Below are 24279 nucleotides of genomic sequence, written 5' to 3' on the forward strand. Positions count from 1 at the left end.
AGCAGATCATGCATAACAATAACGACAACAGCCTTACGCAAATCGAAACCTTCGGCGTCGAGCAGATTCCGGACTACGAACGAACCGCCGGCCCGGGCGATCTGTTTCGACTGATCTTCGGCGGCGCCAACACCTTCGCCACCGCCGTGCTCGGCAGTTTCCCGGTGCTGTTCGGCCTGTCATTCCAGGCCGGTGCCTGGGCGATTGTGCTGGGGGTGTTGCTGGGTTCGATCATCCTCGCCCCCATGGGCTTGTTCGGCCCACTCAACGGCACCAACAACGCAGTGTCTTCCGGGGCGCACTTCGGCGTACACGGGCGAATCGTCGGCTCGTTCCTGTCGCTGCTGACCGCCATCGCGTTCTTCTCGCTGTCGGTGTGGAGCTCCGGGGATGCGTTGATCGGCGGCGCCAAGCGCCTGGCCGGTGTACCGGAAACCGACCTGAGCCTGGGCCTGGCCTACGGCCTGTTCGCCCTGCTGGTCTTGACGGTGTGCATCTACGGCTTTCGCTTCATGCTGTGGGTCAACCGCATCGCCGTGTGGGCCGCCAGCCTGCTGTTCCTGTTGGGCATCCTGGCCTTCGCGCCGACCTTCGACAGCCAGTTCGCCGGCACCGTCGGCCTCGGCCAGCCGGGTTTCTGGGCGGCGTTCATCGGCGCGGCATTGGTGGCCATGAGCAATCCGATTTCCTTCGGTGCGTTCCTCGGCGACTGGTCGCGCTACATCCCGCGCGACACCCCCAAGCGGCGCATCATGCTGGCGGTGATCGCCGCGCAACTGGCGACATTGATCCCGTTCCTGTTCGGCCTCGCCACCGCCACCATCGTGGCGAGCAAGGCGCCGGACTACATCGCCGCCAACAATTACGTGGGCGGCCTGCTGGCGGTTTCGCCGAGCTGGTTCTTCCTGCCGGTGTGCCTGATCGCGGTGATCGGTGGCATGTCCACCGGCACCACGTCGCTGTATGGCACCGGGTTGGACATGTCCAGCGTGTTCCCACGGCTGCTGTCGCGGGTCAAGGCCACATTGCTGATCGGCGTGCTATCGATCGCCTTCATCTTCATCGGACGCTTCGCCGCGAACCTGGTGCAGAGTGTGTCCACATTCGCCGTGCTGATCATCACCTGCACCACGCCGTGGATGGTCATCATGATCATCGGCCTGCTGGTACGCCGCGGTTTCTACTGCCCGGACGACCTGCAAGTGTTCACCCGTGGTGAAACCGGTGGGCGCTACTGGTTCAGCCACGGCTGGAACTGGCGCGGCCTGGGCGCCTGGATTCCCAGTGCGCTGGTGGGGCTGTGCTTCGTCAACCTGCCAGGGCAGTTCGTCGGCCCACTGGGGGAGCTGGCCGGCGGCATCGACATCAGCCTGCCCGTGACCCTGGGCCTGGCCTCGGTGGTGTACCTGGTGCTGTTGGGAGTATTTGCGGAACCGGCGGCGGTGTATGGACCCGAGGACCCGCGTAGCAAGGGAGCGGAGCCCATCGATAAGCCAGTGCTCAGACAAACCGCCTGATCCAGGGCAAACCGTGGCGAGGGAGCTCGCTCCCTCGCCACACAAAAAAAAGATCGCAGTCTTCAGCCGTCTCGCTTGAAACGGTCGAAGACTGCGATCTCTCCAATATCCTGGGGTGTATTTACCGGCGGCGCGGCTGGCGGCGACGTTGCTCGTCATCGGTGCGAATCGGGACCGGTTGCATGGGCGGCTCGATCAAGCCTAGCGCGACACCCAGGTCATGAAGCCAGTTCTGGATTTTCTCTTTCATCGTGGTGCCCCCTCAAGGGTGGTGCGAGCGGCAGAATGCTCTGGCCCCTTCGCTGTGATAATAGTCCGATGTCCTGCGCAATGCTCGTCTCAGTTTGCAATGATCTGTTACTAAAATTGAGCCAAATCCAAAAGCTCCAGTTCAAGTCGATCGTTCGACTGGGCAGCTCAAGCCGATTGCGCCACCCGCCCAGAAGCTTGCGGCCAAGCCCGCTGTTGCAACTCGATCCAGGCGTTCAAATTCGCCCCGACCATGCCTTTGCGCCACATCAACCAGGTGGTCGCGCTGGCGAACGGCTCGGCCAGCGGATGGGCCGTCACCCGCTCCCGGCCCGGCAGGCTGGCGAGCATCGACTCCGACATCAACGCCACCCCGGAGCCGGCGATCACACACGCCAGCATCCCTTGGTACGACTCGATCTCCATGGCCCGGCCCATGGTCGCGTGGTCGTGGGAAAACCACGCCTCCAAACGCATGCGGTACGAGCAACCGCGGCGAAACGTGAAGACTGAGCGGCCCTGCACATCCAGCGCACTGCGCACCGGCGGGTGATCGGCCTCGGCAATCAGCACCAGCCGCTCGTCACACAATGGCACGCCGTCCAGCCCCGCCAGTTCCAGCGGCCCGTCCACCAGCGCGGCGTCCAGGCGCCCGGTGAGCAAGCCTTCCAGCAATTCGCCGCTGGGCCCGGATTGCACCTGCAGATTCACCGCCGGATACGCCCGGTGATAGGCGGCCAGAAGGTCCGGCAAGTGAATCGCCGCCGTGCTGTACATCGTGCCCAACACGAACTCACCGGCCGGTTGGCCGCCCTGCACGGCCGCATAGGCCTGGTCGTGCAAGGCGAACAGCTTGTTCGCATAGTCCAACAGTACTTTTCCCGCCGGCGACAGTTGCAAGCGCTGACGCTCACGCAGGAAAAGGTCCACGCCCAATTGCTCCTCGAGCTGCTTGAGGCGAGTCGACAAATTCGACGGCACCCGATGCAGACGCTCGGCAGCCCGGGTGATGGAACCTTCCTCGGCCACCGCCTGGAAAATCCGTAACTGGCTGAACTCCACGACATTCTCCAAAAAAGAACAAGTTACTCACTATTATTCAATTTTAATGAAAGTCAATCGATTCTAGCCTGACGGTCATCGCCTCAACGCTGGAGAACGACCATGTCACCCCTGATCCGCCTGCTCGCCAGTTTCATCGCCCTGATGATGGCCATGGGCATCGGCCGCTTCGCCCTTACGCCCCAGTTACCTCATTTGATCGGCGAAGGTCAGTTGGACTTGACTGCCGCCGGTCTGGTCGCTGCCGCCAACTACCTGGGTTACTTCCTCGGCGCGCTGGACGCCATGTTTGCCCGTCGCCCGCAACAGGTGCGCCGACGTTTGCTCGGCGGCCTGTGGCTGTGCGTATTGCTGACCCTCGCGTCCTTCTGGGCCTGGGGTTTCTGGCCGCATCTGGCGCTGCGCTTCGGCACCGGCGTGGCGAGCGCCTGGGTGCTGGTGATGATCACCGCCCTGAGCCAACCCTTGGCCGCGCAGGCCGGACGACCTCGACTTGGCGCGTTGGTGTTCGCCGGGCCAGGGTTGGGGATTTTCCTGACGGGCTTGCTGGCCCTGGGTTCGAACCTGCTGGGCCAGGCGTCCGCCACCCTGTGGCTGCTGTATGCCGGCGTGGCGCTGGCGATGTTACTGGTGATCCTGCCGATTCTTCCATCCCCTGTCGCAACCCTGGCCGTCGCCGCGCCGGCCGCGCCCTCCCCGACGCGCGGCATCGCCCGGCTCGGCGTGGTGTACGCCTTGTATGGCGTGGGCTACATCATCCCGGCCACGTTCCTGTCGCAAATGGCGACGGCGCAGTTTCACGGGCAATGGCAGGCCGACCTGTTCTGGCCCTGCTTCGGCCTCGCCGCGGCCCTCGGCGTGCTAGTGGTAAGCCGGCGCCGGCCGCACCCACACACCACCGGTCGTTGGTTGATCGCAACGTTGTGGCTGCAAGCGGCCGGAGTATTCACCTGCCTGTTGAGCAGCGGGCCAGGGCTGGCGCTGGGGGTCATCCTGTGCGGCGCGCCTTTCCTGGCCTGCATGCAACTGGTGATGCAGCGTTCCCGGGAACTGGCGCCCCACGCCACCCAACGCAACACCGGACTGCTGACTGCCTGCTTCGCGGTCGGCCAGCTCAGTGGGCCGCTGCTGGCGGCGCTGAGCAGCCATTTCAGCGGTGGGCTGCAACCGGCGCTGATCGTTGCCGGCAGCGGTCTACTGCTAGCCGGCGGCTTGTTGCTGCGCCCAGCCAGACAGGGCGCGGTGAGCCCTTGCGCCCAGGCCGCCCTGCGTTGATCAGGCCTGGCTGGCAGGGCTGAACGCTTTGTGCACCTGCGCGGCGGGCTCGCGTCGCGCCAAGACGAAATACAACGCACCGCCGAGGAAGCAACCGGTGAACCAGGCGAAATTGGCCATCGGTTGCAACAGCGGCGTGAAAGTGATCGCCACGCCCATCAGCGTCGCCGGCACCAACGCCTTGACCGCCGTCCAGTGGATGCCGCCGCTGTAGTAATAGCGCCCGCTCGGCCCATCATTGAACAGCGACTCAACGTCGATCTGCTGCTTTTTGATCAGGTAGTAATCCACCAGCAAGATCCCGAACAGCGGGCCGATGAACGCGGCCAGCACGTCCAGGGTGTAATGGATCACTTCAGGGTTGTTGAACAGGTTCCACGGCGTGATGAAAATCGACGCCACCGCCGCGATCATGCCGCCGGCGCGCCAACTGACCTTGCTCGGTGCGACGTTGGCGAAGTCGAAAGCCGGGGAGACGAAGTTGGCGACGATGTTGATGCCGATCGTGGCGGTCACGAAAGCAAAGGCCCCCAGCAGCACGGCCACATCGTTGTCGATGCGCGCCACGGTGGCGATCGGGTCATGGAGCATTTCGCCGAACACCGGCAAGGTCCCGGAAACAATCACCACGGTGACCAGCGAGAACGCCAGGAAATTCACCGGCAGCCCCCAGAAATTACCCCGGCGCACGTCAGACATGCTCCGGCAGTAACGGCTGAAATCGCCGAAGTTCAAGGTTGGACCGGAAAAGTACGACACCACCAGGGCCGTCGCGACGATCACCTGGCCGAACGCCTGCCAACCGGACAAGGACTTTTCCGCCAGGGTGAAGCTGATGTGGCTCCAACCCGCCTTCCACACGATCCAGCCGGCCAGCAGGAACATCACCGCATAAACCACCGGCCCGGCCCAGTCGATGAAACGGCGGATAGACTCCATGCCCGTCCAGAACACCAGCGCCTGGACGAACCACAGGCTGAGGAAACCGAACCAGCCCAAGTAGGACAAACCGGCAAAATGCGCCGTTGCGTAGACTTCCATTGAAGGAAAAAACCGCAGAACCACGATGATCAGCGCACTGGACGCCAGGTACGTCTGAATTCCGTACCAGGCCACGGCGATCAGGCCACGGATCACCGCAGGAATATTCGCCCCGAACACCCCGAACGCCAACCGGCAGATCACCGGATACGGCACTGCCGCTTGCTGGCTCGGCCTGGCAACCAGATTGGCGATCAGTTGCACGATGCAGATCCCACCCAACAAGGCAATCAACACCTGCCAACTTGCCAGGCCCAACGCGAACAGGCTGGCGGCAAACACGTAGCCACCCACGCTGTGCACATCGCTCATCCAGAACGCGAAGATGTTGTACCAGTTCCATTTCTGCGGCAGCGGGCCCAGGTCCTCGTTATAGAGGCGGGGGCTGTAGCCGTTGGGCAATTGCTCGGACATTGCGGGGGCTCCTTTTGAGTACCGCCGTGCCCCCGCGTCAACTGCTCACCATACTGCGCACGGGAGCCGGCATGGTTTGTATACGAACCACTGAGCAGAATGCATGCCATAGGAGAAGAATCTGAGACAAACCGGGGAGTGCGGCGAAGGAGAACAGCGAGCAGAAAGGGGGATACGCCCATGAACAGGGCACGAGCGCATGCTAAAGGTGCATAATTTTGTATACAGCTTAGGTCAATCTGGTGGGAGCAAGGCTTGCCCGCGATGAAGACGATGCGTTTTTAGGTACCGCCCTGTGGCGAGGGGATTTATCCCCGCTGGGGCGCGAAGCGCCCCCTAATCCCTCCACCTCAATATGCCAGACAGATTAAGTCGACTGGCTTGGGGTTGCTTCGCAACCCAGCGGGGATAAATCCCCTCGCCACAGAAAGTCTGTTTCCACAGACCCAACCATCCAATCAAAATCAGCTCAATTCGATCCGATCCGCATGAATGACAATCTGCCCACTCTTGTACAGCGCACCAATGGCCTTCTTGAAGTTGCCCTTGCTCACGCCAAACAGGCTGCTGATCAAGGCCGGATCGCTCTTGTCACTGACCGCCAGCGTGCCGTTGTTCTCGCGCAACTTGGCGAGGATCTTAACGTTCAGGCTGGAGGCGGCTTCCTGGCCGACCGGCTGCAAACTCAGGCTGATCTTGCCATCCGCACGGACTTCCTTGATGAAGCCCTTCTCCTGCCTGCCGGCGCGCATGAACTTGAAGATTTCGTTCTTGTGGATCAGGCCCCAGTGCTTGTTATTGATGATTGCCTTGAACCCCATGTCGGTGGCTTCGGCGACCAGCAAATCGACTTCCTGCCCTGGGGTGTAGTTGGCCGGCGTCTTGTCCAGGTGGCGATCCAGGCGCGCCGTGGCGGTGATGCGGCGGGTGCGCTTGTCGAGATAAACATGCACCACGCAGTAATCGCCGACGCTCAGTTGACGCTTTTCTTCGGAGTACGGTAGCAACAGATCCTTGGGCAGGCCCCAATCCAGAAAGACCCCGATGCTGTTGATCTGCACCACTTTCAGGCTGGCGAATTCACCCACCTGGACTTTGGGCTTTTCAGTCGTCGCGAGCAGTTTGTCGTCGCTGTCCAGGTAAATAAAAACATTGAGCCAGTCTTCATCTTCACTGGGAATATCCTTGGGGATATAACGATTGGGCAGCAAGATCTCGCCATCCGCACCGCCATCCAGATACAAACCGAAGTCCGTGTGCTTGACCACTTGCAAACTGTTGTAGCGCCCGATTAAAGCCATGTCCTGATACCCTCATTGCGAGGGCGGCATTCTACCCGGTTTTACCAGGCGATTCGTTGCGCAGCGCTTGATTTTCCGGACGCTTTCGATCGGACGGTGACCATTCGTCAGGCAGCCGACAGCTAGCGTCTTTCGGGGGCGGCGTTGGATCCTATCCAGCGTTGTTATTTAAAACAGGGGTTTAGGGCAGCCTGAGGGCTTGAAGTGCTAAATATTCCAGCCTACTGAAAATATCCAAAGGGATATTGGCCCAGCATCGGTCAGGCATTTACTGTACGATGCACGGCCGATTAATTATCCATAGGTTAATGGCCGCCATGCGCGTAAAAGCATCCCAAAGCAAAGCAAAGCCAGCCCCTGCCGTTGAAACCAGCGAATCAATCAATGACCAGATCGCTGCGTTCCTGAAATCCGGTGGTGAAATCCAACAAATCGCCAAAGGCGTCAGCGGCCAGACATTCGGCCCCTCCAAACAGATCAGCCTCGGCAAGAAGTAACCTTCGCTGCCGGTCCCAAAGCGCTTTGAGCTTCGAAGCGCTTGGACTGCCCCCCTCCCCGCCCCATTTCACCTGAATCGACGAACGGCCTTCCTTGCCAGGTATTGGCCGCTATCCTTTTTAGCCCAAGCCTTCCGATTTTGTGTTCGTTCCTGCTACTCGCGACCGATGGAGTGCAGCATGCGCCTCCCCATTGCCTTGCTGACGATCAGCCTGCTGTCGAGTCCACTGGCCCACGGGCAGGTCTTCCAGCGCGAGCTCGGCGACTTCGACCTCAAGCTCGGCACCAGCCCAAGCCGCAGCATGGCCCAGGGCCTGGTCACCCCCTTGAGTACCGGCTCATTCCATGGCGGCCTGGACCTGAGTCACGACAGCGGCTGGTATGTGGGCCAATGGTCCCCCAGCGCCGGCCTGTCACCTTCCACCGACCTGGAGGTCGACTCCTACGCGGGCTTTAAACACCCCTTTGACCAGACCCTGGGTTACGAAGTCGGCCTGATCCACTACAGTTACCCCACGCTCGACACCTCTGACAGCCAGGAACTCTACGGCGGCCTGACCGTGCTTGGCAGTCGTTTCGGCGCAGCCTTGAGCAACGATCCCGACAAACAGAACAGCACCCTGTTCGCCGATCTGGGTGGCAACGTGCCGTTCGGCATCGGCATCAGCGCCAAATACACCACCCACCAGCTCAACACCCCAGTCTCGGTGGAGAACGGCTATGTAGGCAGTTTCAGCGACTGGTCGTTGAAAATTTCCCGCCCCTGGATGGGCATCGACCTGGACCTGATCTACAGCGATTCCAGCCTCAGCGGCAGCAGTTGCTCGGCCTATTCCGGCCACAACAGCGAATGCGACGGGCTGTTGACCCTGAAGATGGCCCACCCTTTTTACTAAGCGTTACGTATTTAACCATCTGAACTGCCGCCCGCCTGCCATGCTCAAACAAGACACCTACGTACTCGCAAGGACTCGCTCATGTCGCGCTGGTTATCACGCACCGCCATGCTCATCGCCCTGCTGCTGGCCTTTACCGCGTGTAGCCGCATCGGCCTGGCCTACCGCAACCTCGACCTGATCATCCCCTGGACCCTCAACGACTATCTGGAGATCAACGGCGAAAAGAAAGACTGGTTCAACGAACGCCTCAAGGAACACCTGAGCTGGCATTGCACCACGCAGTTGCCCGGCTACCTGGACTGGCTCGATCGCCTGAAAATCATGGTGCAAACCAACCGGGTGACCGACCAGGCGCTACAAGAACGCACCCGGGAAGCCAAGGCCGCCATCGCCGAAACCGCCAGGCAAATCACCCCCTCGGCCATCGAGTTGCTGCAAGGCCTGAACGATGACCAGGTCGATGACATGGACGCCGCGTTCGTCAAGGACCAGCGCAAACGCCAGCAGCAATACCTCAAGCCGACGTTGCAGGAACAGATCCAGGAGCGCAGCGCGCGCATGGAGAAACGCCTCAACGACTGGCTCGGCCCGCTCAACATCGCCCAGCGCCAACGCGTTGTGGCCTGGTCCACCGCCCTGGGCGACCAGAACCAGCAATGGATCGCCAACCGTGCCCACTGGCAGAACCAGTTCAGCGCCGCCGTGGCCCAACGCCACAACCCCGACTTTCCCCAACGCATCGAGCAGTTGCTGGTCAACCGCGAAAGCCTGTGGACCCCCGCCTACCGCGAAGCCTACGACAACACCGAAGCCCAGGCCCGCAGCCTGCTGGTCGACCTGATGGCCGACAGCACCGAACCCCAGCGCGAACGGCTGCTGAAGAAAATCGACGGGGTGAAGAAGGATTTCAGTGATTTGAAGTGCCTGAAAGCAGCGCGCTCCTGAAATCACTGAAATCCAATGGGTGGGGCGTATAACCGTCAGGCAATCTGCGCCTTCGAAGCCAGATCATCAAAGGTGAACTCATCCAACGCATCCTCCTGCTCATCCAACACCTGGCGCGGATGATCATTGCCCGGGATGCTGCTGTCGATCAGGCTCAACAGCCGAGAACCACGAGGCGTCAGCCTGAAATTCTCGCCGTTACCGCCCTCTTCCTCCGGCCGAGGTTCAATAAACCCACGCTCGAGCAGCAACTTTTCGTACTCCCCGGCAACCGTTTTCAGATGATCGAGGTTCTCGATCGCCTCGCCCTCAGCCGCCTTCGCCGCCGCGTACTGTTCCGCATACGGCCGTGGGGTAAAACTGTGGCCGGCGCCGTTCTGCACCTCGTGCAACAACCGTTCGATCAAGTCCCAGTTATAAGTCGTCATCCTGGTCCATCCTCCAAAGAGTGAGAGGCCTACTTAGGGTGTGACCGAGGTGCCACGCCACCGTTCAGCCAGGCTTCCAGGCGGACCGTCTCGCCAACCGACCAACGGTCTGTCGAATTCATTCAGGGTCAGACGACCACTGTTGAACCCCCTGCCTCCAGGAGAAATCACCATGAACGTAGAGAATCATCCAGTCGTCTCACGGGAAGAATGGCTCAAAGCCCGCCAACAACACCTGGCCCACGAAAAAGCCTTCACCCGCGAACGCGACAAACTCAGTGCCGAACGCCGAGCCCTGCCCTGGGTAAAAATCGACAAACCCTACCGCTTCCTCGGCCCCAACGGCGAACTGAGCCTGGCCGACCTGTTCGGTAGCCACAGCCAACTGATCATTTACCACTTCATGTTCGGCCCCGGCTGGAAAGAAGGTTGCCAGGGCTGCTCCTTCCTTTCTGATCACATCGACGGTGCCAACCAACACCTGGCCCACCACGACGTCGCCGTGGTCGCGGTGTCCCGCGCCCCGTTCGCCGAATTCCAGTCATTCAAGCGCCGCATGGGCTGGGCCTTCGACTGGGTCTCTTCAAACGGTTGCGACTTCAACTACGACTTCGGCGTCAGCTTCAAAGCCGAAGACACCGCCGCCGGAAAAGCCACCTACAACTACGAAAAGACCGACACCGCCGAAGGCGAACTCCCCGGCCTGAGCGTCTTCTATCGCAACGAAGCCGGCGAAGTCTTCCACACCTACTCCACCTACGCCCGAGGCCTGGACATGCTGGTCGGCGCCTACAACTTCCTCGATCTCACGCCCAAGGGCCGCAACGAAGACGAGATCATGGATTGGGTAAGGCATCACGATAAGTACGAGGACGCCAAGCCTCACAGTTGCTGCCACGGTTGATGCTGGGTTGCTCACCCACCACCCAGTCGAGCAAAGCCCCCCTGTGGCGAGGGGGCTTGCTCCCGCTCGACTGCGCAGCAGGCGCCTGCTTTGCCTTGATCTAACGCTACGCGACAGGCTTGATGTAATCGGGAGAGCTACGGGGCAGTAACAGAACCAAGACAATGGGCGACTTTCCAGTCGCCCACTTCATCGCATTAACCTGCTCATCGCCGATGGCCCTGCTGGGCTTGCATGTATTGGCGAAGAAGCTGATTGATGCGTGTCTGATAACCCGCACCCTGCCCCTTGAACCACTCCAGCACATCGGCATCAAGGCGAATAGTCACCGCCTGCTTTACTGGCACACGCAGCTCGGCGCGACGGAAGAAATCTTCATCCAATTCGGGGATATCGCTGGTATCAATGTCCGCGTCACTCAACTTGGCCAAGCGCTCCCAGTCAGTTTTCGACGTTTTCGACATAACGTATGGCCTCCTGCTTAGTGGCTTTTCGGGCGGAGATGATGCGGATCACATCGCCCCGCCGCTCGGTGTACACGACCACGCCAATCAACGCTTTGATCAATCCGATAGTGATCCAGCGCTCTTCACCGTAATCCATTCGGCCATCATGCAAAGCCAGCATCGGATGCTGAAAGATGTCCGGCACGTCGTTGAAGTCGATGCCGTGCTTAAGAATGTTGGCCCGGTTCTTGGCTTCGTCCCATTCAAATAGCATGGGACCCTCTGTACTTACTTACGTACATACACAGTACTCCCCTCTGCAGAAATACACAGCCCTTGCTAGCTCAATGAGATGGCCATCGGATCACTAGCGACATTGGAGACAACCCAGAAGACGCAACCGTATTCGGTGCAGGACGCCTCTTTACCGAAGATTACTGTCGTAACCGTCCATCCAAAATCAGACGCATCCCGTAAAAAAGTGCGAAAAGTCCTGTACAGAGGTGGAAACCTCCTGCGAGTCGCAGGGGAGGAAATGGGAACTGGGCCCATCATTACGACGAATACGAAGCCAAGCCCCATAACATGACAGCTACCATGGCTGATACATAAACCAATCCGAGTCGAGTACCGTTCCCCGTGGCGAGGGAGCTGGCTCCCGCTCGACTGTGCAGCAGTCGCCTGCTTCACCTGAACCAAAGCCGACAGTCGCAAGATCAAAGTTCCTACATGAAGCTCGGAAAACGGTGTCTTGTGGCTCAAGATCGGGTCGCCCTATAGTTCTTCGTCGCCCAAAAAGGCGTCCGGGTTTGGCGACCCGCTCTACAGAGAGACTCATCAACTTTCGAGGCTCTTACCATGATCAGATACATGCCCATCACCGGCATCGACTGCACCCCCGCAACCCTGCTCATCGATACCGAAGCTCCACTCGACGTCCTCTTCGAAACCGCCGACTACCGCATCCGCACCGTGACCCAATTGCTGGAGAACATCGCGTTCCGCTCGGACATCAGCTCCGACACGGTGGTGCTTTCCGACTTCTGCAAAATGCTGACGATATCGCTGCGCGATGGGTGTGATGTGATGGATGTGATTGGGCGGCGGTTGCGAGAGCAGGCGGCGGAGTAATGAAAATGGGCGGCCTGTGGTCGCCCGTTTCGCATCAGCAAACCTGATCAGAGACCAGGTGCATTCGTAACAGACACACTACATCAGGGCGGTCAGGCGGCGAGAATGGAGCGCGGGCAGTGCTTGGGCGAGTGCATTGTGTAAAAATTGGATGGTTTGCATGAGTCGGGATCTTACTTTTGTGTGGTGTAAACCAAGCTGCCGACTCATGCAAGCTTCTTCAATATTCCAACTTCTTGATTTCATGTAGGAAAAACTGGGAATTCCTCAGGGACTGCCAAACCAATTAACGCTCTATCAAACTAATGGGAACCTTTGCCTGCTTAAACAAATAAACCTTCTCCACAGGACAGTCAGGATATACCCATTTAGCCCAATTCTTGACGATCCATTCCCTTGAAATTTCTCGAGTTCCTGATAAACGGCTTTCAATAGGTAGGCGCACCACCAAAAGCCCCGCCTTATTACCTGAAGCAACAGCAATAGAATGCCCGTACTGATCATCGGGAATATCAATAACCATGAAGTCTACAATTTCCTCATATGGCCATCGGGCGGGGAGTCGGAATATCTGCCCTCGAGTTATCACTGAAGCCAAACTATCGACTAATTTAATGCCTTCCATTACTTCACCCTCAAATCATGCCCGCCAGACTCATCCTTTGAATCAGGGACAGCAACTAAATCAAAGTAAAACTCGCTAATGTGCTTTCCTGTTTTGCCACTCACTTGCTCGAGCCTACCATGTTGGGTATCCAAAACAAAAAAAGGGGACCAAAAAAAGGGGACAGATTTATTTTCCAGCCTTAGCCCGCGGCCGCCCCTGTCCTCGCTGCTCTACCCTCACACCAACAATCCGCTCTACCTCATCTACGAAACGGTCTGTACCCGTCAATTGGCCTCTTTGCAAAGCGTCGCGGATCAATTGAATTTGATCAGTCGGAATGGCTTGGCGTACAAATTCCTCATACCGACGCCGCCGCTCCATCGAGGTATCCCCCAGGGCCAAGAAACATGGATCAGCGTCTAACCAGCATCTACCAGCCCCATCACCTACCCGACTTCGATAGCTCGACCATGCATAGTCTGCGATATCGGCGACCATGCGAGCACGTACAGGATTCATTTCAATGTAACGACTACAAGCAAGCAAATATGAATCTGAGTGCACCACACTGGACTTGTAACGACTTTCCCACAAGGTACCTGAACGCCCTTCCAAGCGATTTCGATAGCGCGTCGCACGGGCAGCCAGTGCTTTCATTAACTGCCCCAGCCCAGCGGTCGATTCCCCAGGAGCCAGCAACAAATGGACATGATTCGTCATCAGGCAATAGGCGTAGACCTTCACCCCGCATGCATCTTTTAGCTCCCGCAGATCGGAGAGATACCGCTGATAATCTTCTGCCGCCGCAAACACCACCTGCCGATTATGGCCGCGTTGTACTACGTGATGCGGATAATTCGGTAAAACAATACGTCCCATTCTGGGCATATTTGGTTCCTCCATCCGTGGAAGCTTTCAGCGTAGCAGAGGATTGAAAAATAAATCTGTCCCCTTTTCTGGCGTTACCCCGAACGTATCCTTTAGCTCGCATAGATCAGATAGATAGCGCTCTGTCGGTTATGGCCGCGCTGTACTACGTGGTGCGGGTAGTTCGGTAAAACAATACGTCCCATTCTGGGCATATTTGATTTCTCCATCCGTGGAAGCTTTCAGCGTAGCAGAGGATTGAAAAATAAATCTGTCCCCTTTTCTAACACCGGGAAGTGCTTGAGCGCGCGCGTGGTGTAAGAATCGGATGGCTTGCATGGGGCGGGATCTTGTTTTGTGTGGTGCAACACAAGCTGCCGACTCATGCAGGTCACTTCAATACCCCAACTTATTGATTTTTCGTAAGAAAATTCGGGGTTCCCTCAGGGTCTGCCCCCTTTCTCCGCTCCTAGTTACCATATGAAGAAAGAAATCTACCGGCCATCACGCCTTCCACGGAAGAACCGGCCGCCAGTACAGCCATCTCATCCACCGAAATAAAGCTTGAACCTAAACACTCATAAAAACCTGTTTGCAAAACAGTTGATTTTACCGCAATAACACCAAACTCCTCATGCGCGCTTTCAAAGGCAACCCAATCACACGCACCATTACATAAAACAATTGGATAACCAACTGTTCCACTAAAAAAATCTTCTGATTTCTTGCTCAACCAAAAGGCATCCCTATCGACATCACTTCCATCAATGGAAAAACAGGAGCCTGCTAAAGGCTCACCTCCTGAAAATTTTATAAAAATATCCGAGTTAAAACTAGCAACACTCTCCGAAATCAACTTCGCAAAAATATCAACAAAGCAAATCAACGGCCTCTCAAAAAACCAATACGAGAAATCGCCACCGACAAATACATTCATCGGCAAATCTTTATCAAAATTAATAAGCCCTGACAGCTTATCAAGAAAACAAAACAACTCCTCACGCTCAACTTTCAGAATAGTCATCATTACTCCCCTGAAAATCTAATTTTTACCGCCGGTCTTTTCTGGCCATCTATAGTTAATGACGCCGAAGGTTGGCCAGTGGACGTCGACGAGGGATAAAAACGGTATGTCTTTTCACCATTTGTTAACACAGTGACTGAGCCATCCTGAGAGATTGTTTTCTTATAGCCACTAGACTCCAGAGTTTTTATGGCACTCCCCGGAGTAATATTGGCCTCAATTTGTCCTGCACTATTTCGAGTAGCCTTCGGCAAAAACTCAATCGCTGTTACTTCTGCGCCAGCTACCGCACCAAGCCGCCTCGCCAACAAAGCCCTTAATACCGCAGGCGCTCCTGTCAGCGCAAGCGCAGCATCCAGGTCCCAGGTGACATCATTGATGCTACCACCAACGACGGTTGAAACCCTTTGCACCAAGTCATCAAACTCGTCGCGGCTGCTGGAGACTCCAGCGATTTCCCTTAGATAAGTGACAGCGTCTTCACCAAATTGCTCTCTCCAGGCCGTGGGAATGATTTCCGGGTCATTGGCCCAATTAGTGTTGCTAGACCATTGAGAAGCTGTATTGAACAAGCCGGAGTCAACAAACTGAGTCGTCGTCGCCTGAAATGCATGCACCTCAGCACCGTTGGCAACGATAGTGCGCCCGTCGCTCCAGGTAAGCGCAGTGTTTTGGGCTGCTAAGGCCTGGATGCTTTGGGTCGCTGTTAACAGATCTTGGGCAAGCCGCTGACCTTCAGGGTTACCGGGAGGGAAACTGTCCACAAGCGCCTTCAACCGCGCCTTTTCCGTAGCATCCACTTGAGCGTTGGCAGCAAGAAGTAGGACATCTTCCCAAGACATATCCGATCTGGGCTTGCCTAATTTCTCTTCGAGAGCCTTGGCCTCATCGGCAAGCGCTTTCTTCTCCGAGGAATGCAACAACCGGTTATAAGAGGTTGCACTCCCCGCCACCCACGACCCGGTCTGAAGGCTCTTTGCATCCCCACCCTGCGCGGCAGCCGCAAGCACGCCAATCAACTGGGAATTCATCACCAGCAGCTTGTCTCTCTTCTCCTTGGTCATCTCGCTGTACTGCTTGGCCAAGGTATCAACCAGCAACTCGTTGACACCCGCCGCCAAAGCACCAGTCTTGAAATCACCGCCAGCAGCCTCAGCAGCCAGACCACCCATCACCGCGTGCAAACCAACCTTGGCAAGGCCGCCTTCCTTCAGGTCGTACTTCTCACCGATGTCCCCTACCAGGTTGAACCCCGCCGCTGCGAAGGTATTAGCAAGGCTGCTCCGCAGGGCATTGTCGAACTGGCTGTCCCCACCAAGCGCCCGGTCCAGCAAGGTTGACGTGCCGTTCTGCAGCAGTTGGTTGGCGCCAAAGCGGCCAATGCCCTCCAGGCTCGACAGACCACCCTCGGCCACGACTTTGCCTGCGTTAGGCAAAGCGCCTTCCACCGTGGTGGTGGTATTGGTCATTTTGTCGAACAAACCGGCGGTCAATCCCGCTGTAACACCGGACACAAAATAGCCACGCAGGGCATCCGAGGAAGTCACATCGTTGAACACCGCCCCCAGGTTCCCACCGTTGTTGATAAAGCTGATGGTGGCGTTGCTCGCCGCACCCGTTGCGATAGCCGTGAGCGCCACGTTCGCCCAACCTGCGGCCACAGTTGAAGTGGCCACTGTGCCACCGACTACTGTCGATCCGGCCACTGTTCCGGCTGCCATCGCAGTGCCTGAGCCAGCGGTGGCTCCGGCCATTCCCCCAATCAACCCGCTGGCGGCACCTGCGGTGAAATAGACCACCAGAATCGCAACGATCATTTGCACAGCCGGCCCCATGCCGGAGTGGCTGTACTTATAAGAGTCGTGGACTTCCTTCACCTGCCGCCAATCCACATCGCCGCTCTTCTCAACTTCCGCCAGCCACGCCAGTTGCGGGTCCGCGTCAACCATGGCTTGGATCGTCTGGTGAACGGTCTTTTGATCGACTTGCTTGATGTCGATTTTCAGCCCATCAACCGCTTTGATCACCAAATCACCCTTGGCAATCATCTGGGTCTGACGCAAGGTTTCGTCGGTACTGCCCTTGCCCGACATCGAACTCCAGGCCATGCTGGTGTTGCTTTTTGCGTGGTCCTCCTTGTGCAGATCCTTCACGGCTTCGAAGGTAATCGAGCCACCACTGTCCAACGTGATGTCCTTGCCGCTGTCGAGCTTCGCCACCTGATACCGCTGATCACCACCACTCTTGAGCGTCAGATCTCCCCCCGTCGTGATCTCGCTCCCGATGTTCTTCACATCTGTCACTTCATCACGCTGGGTCTTCTTGCTCCCCCAACTCCCCTTCTTCTTCTCGTCGAACAACGAATAGTCGCTGTTCTGCGCGGCCAACAACTGAAGCTTCTCCCCCGCCGCCAGATAGGCCTCATCGCCCGCCGTGATGCGGCTGGACACCATCGTCAGGTTCTTCTTGGCGTTCAGATCAACAGTGCCACCCGCAGTGATTTCGGACTTGACCTGACTGACATGGTCTTCCTGCACCGTCAGTTTCTTGCTCTTGTACAAGAAGTGCTGCTCATCCGCCGCCGAGCTGATGGTGACGTTCTCGGTCGCGGTCATGTCGATATCGCGCTTGGCGTCGATCTGGCTGGCGATGACATTGACGTCATGACCGGCCTTCACCGACAGGTCTCGTCCGGCGCTGACCTGGGCGCCGTATTGGGTGATGGTGCTGCTGTTGCGGTTGACGTCACGTATCAGGCTGTCGACGGTTTGCGCGGCGACGAGGTTGACGTTGCTTCCGGCGGTCAGGAGCAGGTCGCGGCCACTTTTCAGTGCGCCGCCGATGTTGTTGATGTCATGTCCCGCCGACAAACTCAGGTCATTGACGGCTTCGATGCGTGCGGCGCTGTCGGCGAAATCCTTGCGGTCCTGGACACTGCCGTAAGCAATATTCGACGAGGTGACTGTCCGTTCGTTGACCACATCACCCAGCAACGCGGTGGCCGAGACATCCCGGCCGCTGATGATGCCGCCGGCCTTGTTGATCACGTTGCCACCGGCCAGCAGATCGAGTCGATCCCCGGCTTGCATAAGCCCGCTGTTGACCAGATTCTCGCCCGCTGAGGCCGACAGGTTGCGGGTCGCCTTGAGCGTGCCGACGTTGTCGAGGTTCTTACCGGCGATCATCGTGGTGTCGCTGCCCTGGATCAACGCACCGTTGGGCGCGAGGCGGTTGTTGGCATGGGCCAGGTACAGCACCGGGACCAGGACTTGCTCGCCGTTGACCTCGGCGTTTTCCATCCAGACGATGTCGTGGGTCAGGGCGGCGACTTGTTCGGAGGTGAGCGACACGCCGACGCTTAGGTTGAGTTCGTTCTTGCTCGCGATCGCGTTGTTCATCAGGTACCGGAATTGATCCTCGTTGGAAGTCAGTCCGTTGATGAATGCCTGGCCGGTACGGGCGACCACGGCCTGCTGAATCAAGGTTTGCTCGTAAAAGCCATCACCCAGACGCTTGGCGCTCTGGTCCGGGTCGTAGCCGAGGTTTTGCAGCAGGTAGTCCGAGCTCATGAATTGCTTGAGGTTGGTGAGCACCGGGTTGGTTTCGATCAGGTATTTGTGCGGGTTGGCCGCCACGGTGGTGCTGGGCAGGCCTTGAACGCGGTTGAGCGTGAACCCGGTGGTGACGCCAGGGACAGTACTCAAGTCCTGGATTGGACCAATGGGCTGCCCTTGTTGGCGCTGAGTCGTGGTCAGGCTGGCGGAACCCAGGGTCCAACTTTGCGAGTCGCTGTTGGCCGGCGAGCTACCACCCTGCCCGCTCAGGCGGAACAGGCCGTTTTGCCCACTGGGCAAACTGAAGCCTGGCAGGCTCAACGGGTTGACCTGCTGCTGGGACAGATCCGGTGACAGTTGGCGATTCAGCAGCACCACAGAGGGCTGGGTCGCGCTGTAGACACTGGTATTGGCCGAGCGATCGGTCACAGTGGCGGCAGTCTTCTGAACCACCAGATTGCTAATGTCGTTGGAGGCCGTGAGTTTGACCGCACCACCCGCCTGGATGATGGCCGCCGCAACCGACTGCCCGTCGCCCTGCACAGTGATGGGGTCATTGATGCCATAGAACAAACGAGGATCAAATTTACTGACCAGTTCCTCGAACGCCACCGGATCGAATGGCCCCGTGCGCGGATGCAACCTGTTGTAGGCCGCAACGTCATCAATCAGTTGGTAGAAATATTCACCGGTTATCCAGGTACCCGCGCCCACTTCATGGCCGGATGTTCCGGAAGCCGAGAGTGCAGCCTGGTTGGTGATATTGGCGCTGGTGATGGTCAGGTCGTTCGAGGCCGATACCAGGCTGTATTGGTTCTGGAAGTCCGTGCTGTTGACGGTCAGGTCGTGCCCGGAGACGAGGGTCGCCATTGGCGAGTCTGTGCTGACGGTGCTCTCGACAGTCTGATAGATAAATACCGGGCCCCGCACGCGCGGGCTCTCAGGCCCATCGCAATGCTGCACGCACCAGATGGTCATGTAGCCGCCGGTGACCTGCTGCTCCATGCTGAACTTGTCGCGCTTATTGATGACGCTGCCGGCGGCTAAATTGATATCACCTCCTGCCTGGATGCTGCCGGAGCTGTTGAGTACGCTTTGTGCCGAACTGCCCGCCTCGACGCCGGTCACCAGGAGCTTGCCCAAGCTGTAAACGTCGGCGTAGTGGTTGGTAAAGACACCCGTGCGCAGCTTCATGTCCCGCCCACTGAACAGGAAGCCACGGCTGCCGTCTGGGGCCTGGTCATTGAGCAGCGCCGGTGCGATCACCGTGAGGTCTCGGGACGCCGCGATTGCGCCATAGTTGGCCACGCTGGCAGCCGATACCGTCATATCGCTGGCCGAGGACAATTGGCCGTAGTTGGTCAACTGCCCGGCAATGTCTACATTCGTCGTCGCGCCGCCAGCGATGCTTGCCGCGTTGCCCAGGTTCAACTGCGCGGCGCCCACGGTCAGGTTACCGAGACTGGTCAGTCGACCGTTTCCGGCATAGGTCCCGTCAAGCGTCAAACTCAACGTGCCGTCGCTGGCAATCAAGCCATCGTTGCGCCAGTTGCCCCCGCTGCCCACCAGAGCCGTCGTCGCCAGCAACTGCCCGCTGGCGGTCTGCGTAAAGTTAGCGACATTGATATTCAGTGTGCCGGCTTGCAGCACGCTGCTGTTGGTCCAGCTATCAGCACTGAGCGTCAACGCCCCCCGGGTGACAAAGCTGCCACCCGCGTTGATGACATTGTTGGTGGCAATACCGAAGTTGCCGCTCCCGACATGCAGGACGCTGCCACCGGTATTGAGCAGGCTACCAACACCGAGGCTCAAGTCGGTGTTGGCCGTTTCCAAAGTACCGTTGCGGTTATCGAACAACCCACCAATCTGAAATTCCGTCTTGCCACCCGCCCCCAGCGCCCGCAATTGCCCGGTCTGGTTATCCAGGCTGGCCGCCTTGATCGCCAAGGTGCTGTCACTCTCGATAATGCCCAACCGGTTGTTCAACGCCCCGGTCAAATCCAGATCGATCTGGCTGCCGGCAATCTGGCCGTCGTTGTCGCCACTGTTGTCGAAATCGTTGGCCGTGACGCTGACTTTACCTTTGGCGTACAACCCGCCATTGCGGTTGTCGAAGTTGCGGGTGGTGACGCTGGCATCGCCGGTCTGGGCCGAGATGCGCCCGCCGTAGTTGTCGAGGCCGCCCAGGGCGATGAGGTTCAGGCGTTGGGCCTGGGTGATGCCACCTTGGCGGTTGTTGTTCAGGTCGTAGCCGTTTTTCAGCACGCCGGTGAGTTGGGTGGTGAGCAGACCCTGCAGGCTGGCGAGCACGCCGCCACGGTTGTCCAGGTGGCGGGCGACGACCAGCAGGTCGCCGGCCTTGGCCTGGAGGCGGCCGCTCTGGTTGTCGATGTCGTTGGCGACGGTCAGGGTCATGGCGCCCTGGCTTTGCACGGTGCCCTTGCCGTTGGTGAGGCTGGCGGCGTTGATCTGCACGTCGCCGTTCTGGCTGTAGATCAGGCCGTCGGCGTCGTTCTGCACCGCGCCAGTGGCGGTCAGGGTGAGTTGATCATTGGCCGCGACGGTGCCGCGATTGCGGTTGTCCAGGCCAGCGGTGAGCAGGGTCAGCAGGCCCTGGCTGGCGATCTGGCCGCCCTGGTTGTCGATCTGCGTGGCGCGCTCGACCCGTAGCGGGCCGACGCTGGCGAGTTTGCCGTTGGTGTTGGTCAGGGCGCCGAGCAGGTCCAGGGTCACGGCGCCGTTGCCGATCAGTTGGCCGCCGGTGTTGTCCAGGTTGGTGCCGGTGAAGCTAAAAGCGTTTTGGGCGTTGACGGTGCCACCAGCATTGCCGAGGGTCATGGCGTTGATGACCAGGGCGTTGCCACTGTCGATCAAGCCGCCCTGGGCATTGTTCAGCAGGCCGCCGCTGACGGTCAGGGTCTGGTCGCCACCGCTGGAGAGAATGCCGCCGCCGTTGTCCAGGCTGGCGGCGCTGACGGTCAGTTGTTTCTGGCCCACCAGCGCGCCGGCATTGCCGTTGAGCAGCGCCCCGCTGAGGGTGGCGCTGACGCCTTCATCGCGGCTCGACAGGGTGCCGCTGTTGCGGTTGTCCAGGCTTGCGGCGGTCAGGTCCAGGCCCTTGAAGCCGGACATCAGGCCGCCCTGGTTGCTGACGTCGCGGGCACCCACGGTCAGCACGCCGTTGCTGATGAGTTGACCGGCGCTGTTGTCCAGGTCGCGGGCGCTCAGGTTCAGGCTCTGGCTGCTGGAGATTTCGCCGTGTTGGTTGTTCAGGTCCCGCAGGTGCTTGAGGCTGATCAGGCCGGTGGTGGTGATCAGGCCGGCGTTGTTGTTCAGGTCACCGGTGGCGGCACCGAAATCGATGGCGATGGCGCTGCCCAGCAGCGAGCCTTGTTGGTTATTCAGGCCGCTGGTGTTGATGCTCAAGGCTTCGGTGGCGCTGATCAGCCCGTCGCCCTGGTTGTTCAGTGGGCCCGTGAGTTTCAGATCAAGGTTGGCGCGGCTGGTCAGGGTGCCGCCGCTGTTGTCCAGGCTCGCGGCTTCGACGTCCAGCGCAGCGGCGGCGATCAGGCCCTTGAGGTTGCTCAGGGCATTGTCGATGCGCAGGGTCAGGGCCTGGTTGCTCAGCAGTTTGCCGTTGTCGTTGTCCAGGCTTTGCGCGGCCAGGGTGAACGCCTGGGCGCTGGAGATTTCGCCGCCGGCGTTGTTGACGCCCTTGAGGTTCTTGAGCACCAGCAGCGGTGCGTTGATCAGGCCGTTCTGGTTGTTGAGCTGGCCCTGGTTGAGGTCCAGGGTCAGGGCGGTGTTGCTGAAGAGTTGGCCGCCTTGCTGATCCAAGTCGGTGACGCTGGCGGTCAGGATCCCGTTGCTGGCGATGCGGCCGCCGTCCTGGTTGGTGAGTTTCTGCGTGGTCAGGTCGAGGCTGGTGCCGCCGCTCAGGTTGCCGGCCTGGCTGTTGTCGAACGCGCCGGTCTCGACGAGTACCGCCTGCTTGCCGCTGATGGTGCCGTTATTGCGGTTGTCGAGGCTGGCGCTTTTGACGGTGAGGCCGGCGTCGGTGACGATTTCGCCGCCCTGGTTGAGCAAGGCTTCGCCGAGGTTGAGACCCAGTGCGCCGGCACTGGAGACGCTGCCCAGGGTGTTGGTCAGGTTGGCTGCTGTTACCGTCAGCGTGCCTTCGCTGCTGATCAGGCCGGCGACGTTGGTCAAGGCGTTGTCGAGGCGGACATCCAGGCCTTGATGGGCGACGAGACTGCCGCCGCTGTTGTCCAGGCTTTTCCCGATGACCGTGGTGGTGCCGGTGCTGAACAGCAGGCCCTGGGTCTGGTTGACGATTTCCGTAACGTTCAGGCCCAGGTCGGTACCGGCCAGGACCTTGCCGTTGTCGCTGTTGTCCAGCCGAGCAGCCTGTACATCGACCACACCTTTGGCGCCGACACTGCCTTGCCGGTTATCGAACAGACCGCCAATACGCGCGGTCAGGCCACCATCACTGACCAAACTGCCTTCGAGCGTGTTGTCCAGACTCGCGGCCGTGACCGTCAACATCGCGCCGGAACCCAACACGCCGTTCTGGTTGTTCAGCGCCCCGATCAAACCGATGTTCAGCGCCACGTCGCCAGTGAGCTGGCCATCGCTGTTGTCCAGTGTGGTGCCGGTGACCTGGGTGGTTGCGGCGCTGGAGATTTCGCCGTTGTGGTTATTCAACTGCCCGACTGTGGCGGTGAGGTTGCCAGTGCTGCTGACCACGCCTTGGGTGTTGAGCAGTGTGTCGGCGGTCACGGCCAGCGTTTTGTCGCTCAGTACCCGGCCCGTGTTCTGGTTATCCAGGGTCCCGGCTTTGACCGTGGCGGCCTGTCCGGCGCTCAGGGTCCCGCCCTGGTTGTTCAGGGTCTGCGCCACGGTGGCGGTGAGGTTGCGGCTGGCGATCACGCTCTTGCCGCTGTTGTTGAGATTCTGCGCGGTGAGGCTGACATCGCCCGTGGCATTGCGGGTGTTATCGGCATTGACCCCGGCTTCGATGATGCCGCTGTTGGTCAACTGCCCGCCGCTGTTCAAGCTGATCTGGTCGCGCGCGGCGATGCTCTGCCGCACATCCAGCGCGCCGCTGGTTTGCACATTGACGCTGGCGCCATAGACCGCGCCTTGCACGTTGGCACTGGCCGCCTTGACGTTGACCGCGCCGCTGGCCGAGGTGTCGGCCAGGCTCAAATGACCGTTGGCGTCGAGCTGGATATCACCGCCGCTGGCGATCAGTTTGCCGTCCAGCTTCACGCCGACACCGGCCTCGGTGCCCACCAGTTTGATGGCGCCGGCGTACATGCCGCCCAGGGCCGAAGAGTCGATGGCCAGTTGCGGCTTGGCGCTGCCGTCGTCGGCACGGGCGGTGGCGTTGAGGGTGCGGGCGTCGACATCGTTGCGACCGGCGACGAGGGTCAGGTTCCTGGCCTGGATTTCGGCGTTGATCCTGGCGCTGCGGGTGATGATTTCGAAGCGGTCGACGTTGTTGGCGTTCAGGCCTGCGCCTTCGACGGCGACGCTGCCCTGATCGACTTGGTAGCGAGTCAACTGGCCGTTTTCCACCACCGGTTTGCCGGTGGTCAGGGTCGCCTGCGGGGTGTTGATGAAACCACAGCCGTTGCAGGTGATGCCGTAGGGGTTGGCGACGATGACATGCGCCGACTGCCCGGCCACTTCGGTGTAGCCACGCAGTTGGCTGGGGTTGCCGCCGTTGACTTCGTTGAGGATGGTGGTGGCCGCCGTACCCTGGAGGTTCGGGTTGCCGAGGATGATCCCGCCCAGTTGGGTGGTCTGGGTACGGGAGGTGGCGTTGTTGAGGATGACGCCGTTGCTGCCGACGTTGTAGTCGCTGAACTGGTTGTGGGACAGGCCGCTGCCATTGGGCTTGGCGATGTTGACGATGGGCACGCCATTGCCCGCCTGACCGAGCGAAGTACCCGAACCGTTGACCGCAATGCCGTCCGCCTGGGCCCACATCGGTTGCCAGAACATGACGTTGGCCAACAGGAACGCCAGGCCGCGCTTGGGCATGCCGCAGAACAGGTCGCGGTTTTTGTGGGCAGCAGAAGGTTGGCGGTCGTCCATGTTCAGGTCTCG

Annotated in this window: 18 protein-coding genes and 1 pseudogene; 7 read left to right on the plus strand and 12 right to left on the minus strand. The window is 59.3% G+C overall.

All coding sequences use genetic code 11. The features are described from left to right. Positions 1 to 5: 5 nt before the first annotated feature. Positions 6 to 1517, plus strand: a complete 1512-nt coding sequence (locus N4Q37_RS03855) for a purine-cytosine permease family protein (protein WP_260955644.1) — start codon at positions 6 to 8, stop codon at positions 1515 to 1517. A 121-nt stretch (positions 1518 to 1638) separates the two neighbouring features. On the opposite strand, the gene N4Q37_RS03860 is transcribed toward N4Q37_RS03855, so the two are convergent. Continuing rightward, on the minus strand, positions 1639 to 1767 hold the full coding sequence (locus N4Q37_RS03860; protein WP_003198971.1) for a PA1414 family protein: 129 nt from the start codon (positions 1765 to 1767) through the stop codon (positions 1639 to 1641). 167 nt (positions 1768 to 1934) lie between these two features. Continuing rightward, entirely contained in the window at positions 1935 to 2828 is an 894-nt protein-coding gene (gene ptrR / locus N4Q37_RS03865; protein ID WP_260955519.1) for a putrescine utilization regulator PtrR, read from the minus strand. Between the two features lie 102 nt (positions 2829 to 2930). On the opposite strand from ptrR, the gene N4Q37_RS03870 reads away from it, so the two are divergent. Beyond that, positions 2931 to 4103: an MFS transporter gene (locus N4Q37_RS03870; protein ID WP_260955521.1), complete on the plus strand. Its 1173-nt coding sequence runs from the start codon at positions 2931 to 2933 to the stop codon at positions 4101 to 4103. On the opposite strand, the gene N4Q37_RS03875 is transcribed toward N4Q37_RS03870, so the two are convergent. Next, positions 4104 to 5558, minus strand: a complete 1455-nt coding sequence (locus tag N4Q37_RS03875; protein ID WP_260955523.1) for an NCS1 family nucleobase:cation symporter-1 — start codon at positions 5556 to 5558, stop codon at positions 4104 to 4106. Between the two features lie 464 nt (positions 5559 to 6022). Next, the gene (locus N4Q37_RS03880) at positions 6023 to 6859 is read right to left on the minus strand and encodes a CvfB family protein (protein WP_260955525.1); all 837 of its coding nucleotides are present in this window, start codon (positions 6857 to 6859) and stop codon (positions 6023 to 6025) included. Between the two features lie 308 nt (positions 6860 to 7167). Between N4Q37_RS03880 and N4Q37_RS03885 the strand changes: the two genes are divergently transcribed. From N4Q37_RS03885 to N4Q37_RS03895, 3 genes are all read left to right on the plus strand, one after another. Next, on the plus strand, positions 7168 to 7356 hold the full coding sequence (locus tag N4Q37_RS03885; protein WP_260955526.1) for a hypothetical protein: 189 nt from the start codon (positions 7168 to 7170) through the stop codon (positions 7354 to 7356). A 180-nt stretch (positions 7357 to 7536) separates the two neighbouring features. Further along, complete coding sequence (locus N4Q37_RS03890; RefSeq protein ID WP_260955528.1) at positions 7537 to 8253, plus strand: TorF family putative porin; 717 nt, start codon at positions 7537 to 7539, stop codon at positions 8251 to 8253. Between the two features lie 81 nt (positions 8254 to 8334). After that, positions 8335 to 9201, plus strand: coding sequence for a DUF6279 family lipoprotein (locus tag N4Q37_RS03895; RefSeq protein ID WP_260955530.1), 867 nt, complete (start codon positions 8335 to 8337; stop codon positions 9199 to 9201). 35 nt (positions 9202 to 9236) lie between these two features. On the opposite strand, the gene N4Q37_RS03900 is transcribed toward N4Q37_RS03895, so the two are convergent. Beyond that, on the minus strand, positions 9237 to 9629 hold the full coding sequence (locus N4Q37_RS03900) for a transcriptional regulator (protein WP_260955532.1): 393 nt from the start codon (positions 9627 to 9629) through the stop codon (positions 9237 to 9239). A gap of 172 nt (positions 9630 to 9801) precedes the next feature. On the opposite strand from N4Q37_RS03900, the gene N4Q37_RS03905 reads away from it, so the two are divergent. Continuing rightward, positions 9802 to 10533, plus strand: a complete 732-nt coding sequence (locus N4Q37_RS03905) for a DUF899 domain-containing protein (RefSeq protein ID WP_260955534.1) — start codon at positions 9802 to 9804, stop codon at positions 10531 to 10533. Between the two features lie 206 nt (positions 10534 to 10739). On the opposite strand, the gene N4Q37_RS03910 is transcribed toward N4Q37_RS03905, so the two are convergent. Both N4Q37_RS03910 and N4Q37_RS03915 read right to left on the minus strand, forming a co-directional pair. Continuing rightward, entirely contained in the window at positions 10740 to 10997 is a 258-nt protein-coding gene (locus N4Q37_RS03910; RefSeq protein WP_260955536.1) for a BrnA antitoxin family protein, read from the minus strand. Next, complete coding sequence (locus tag N4Q37_RS03915; protein ID WP_260955538.1) at positions 10975 to 11253, minus strand: BrnT family toxin; 279 nt, start codon at positions 11251 to 11253, stop codon at positions 10975 to 10977. The genes N4Q37_RS03910 and N4Q37_RS03915 overlap by 23 nt, the downstream gene beginning before the upstream one ends. A 584-nt stretch (positions 11254 to 11837) precedes the next feature. Between N4Q37_RS03915 and N4Q37_RS03920 the strand changes: the two genes are divergently transcribed. After that, complete coding sequence (locus N4Q37_RS03920; protein ID WP_260955540.1) at positions 11838 to 12110, plus strand: hypothetical protein; 273 nt, start codon at positions 11838 to 11840, stop codon at positions 12108 to 12110. 286 nt (positions 12111 to 12396) lie between these two features. On the opposite strand, the gene imm45 is transcribed toward N4Q37_RS03920, so the two are convergent. The 5 genes and pseudogenes from imm45 to N4Q37_RS03945 form a co-directional block, all read right to left on the minus strand. Continuing rightward, positions 12397 to 12735, minus strand: a complete 339-nt coding sequence (gene imm45 / locus N4Q37_RS03925; protein WP_260955542.1) for an Imm45 family immunity protein — start codon at positions 12733 to 12735, stop codon at positions 12397 to 12399. A gap of 168 nt (positions 12736 to 12903) precedes the next feature. Further along, positions 12904 to 13605, minus strand: coding sequence for a transposase (locus tag N4Q37_RS03930; protein ID WP_260955544.1), 702 nt, complete (start codon positions 13603 to 13605; stop codon positions 12904 to 12906). Between the two features lie 75 nt (positions 13606 to 13680). Next, positions 13681 to 13799 (minus strand): annotated as a pseudogene (locus N4Q37_RS28045) (transposase); the annotation flags it as partial. Positions 13800 to 14053: 254 nt separating this feature from the next. Then, complete coding sequence (locus tag N4Q37_RS03940) at positions 14054 to 14608, minus strand: hypothetical protein (protein ID WP_260955546.1); 555 nt, start codon at positions 14606 to 14608, stop codon at positions 14054 to 14056. A gap of 2 nt (positions 14609 to 14610) precedes the next feature. Continuing rightward, positions 14611 to 24267, minus strand: a complete 9657-nt coding sequence (locus tag N4Q37_RS03945; protein ID WP_260955547.1) for a two-partner secretion domain-containing protein — start codon at positions 24265 to 24267, stop codon at positions 14611 to 14613. Between the last annotated feature and the right edge of the window lie 12 nt (positions 24268 to 24279).

This window comes from Pseudomonas citri (assembly GCF_025336485.1).
In the GTDB taxonomy this organism is placed as follows: domain Bacteria; phylum Pseudomonadota; class Gammaproteobacteria; order Pseudomonadales; family Pseudomonadaceae; genus Aquipseudomonas; species Aquipseudomonas citri.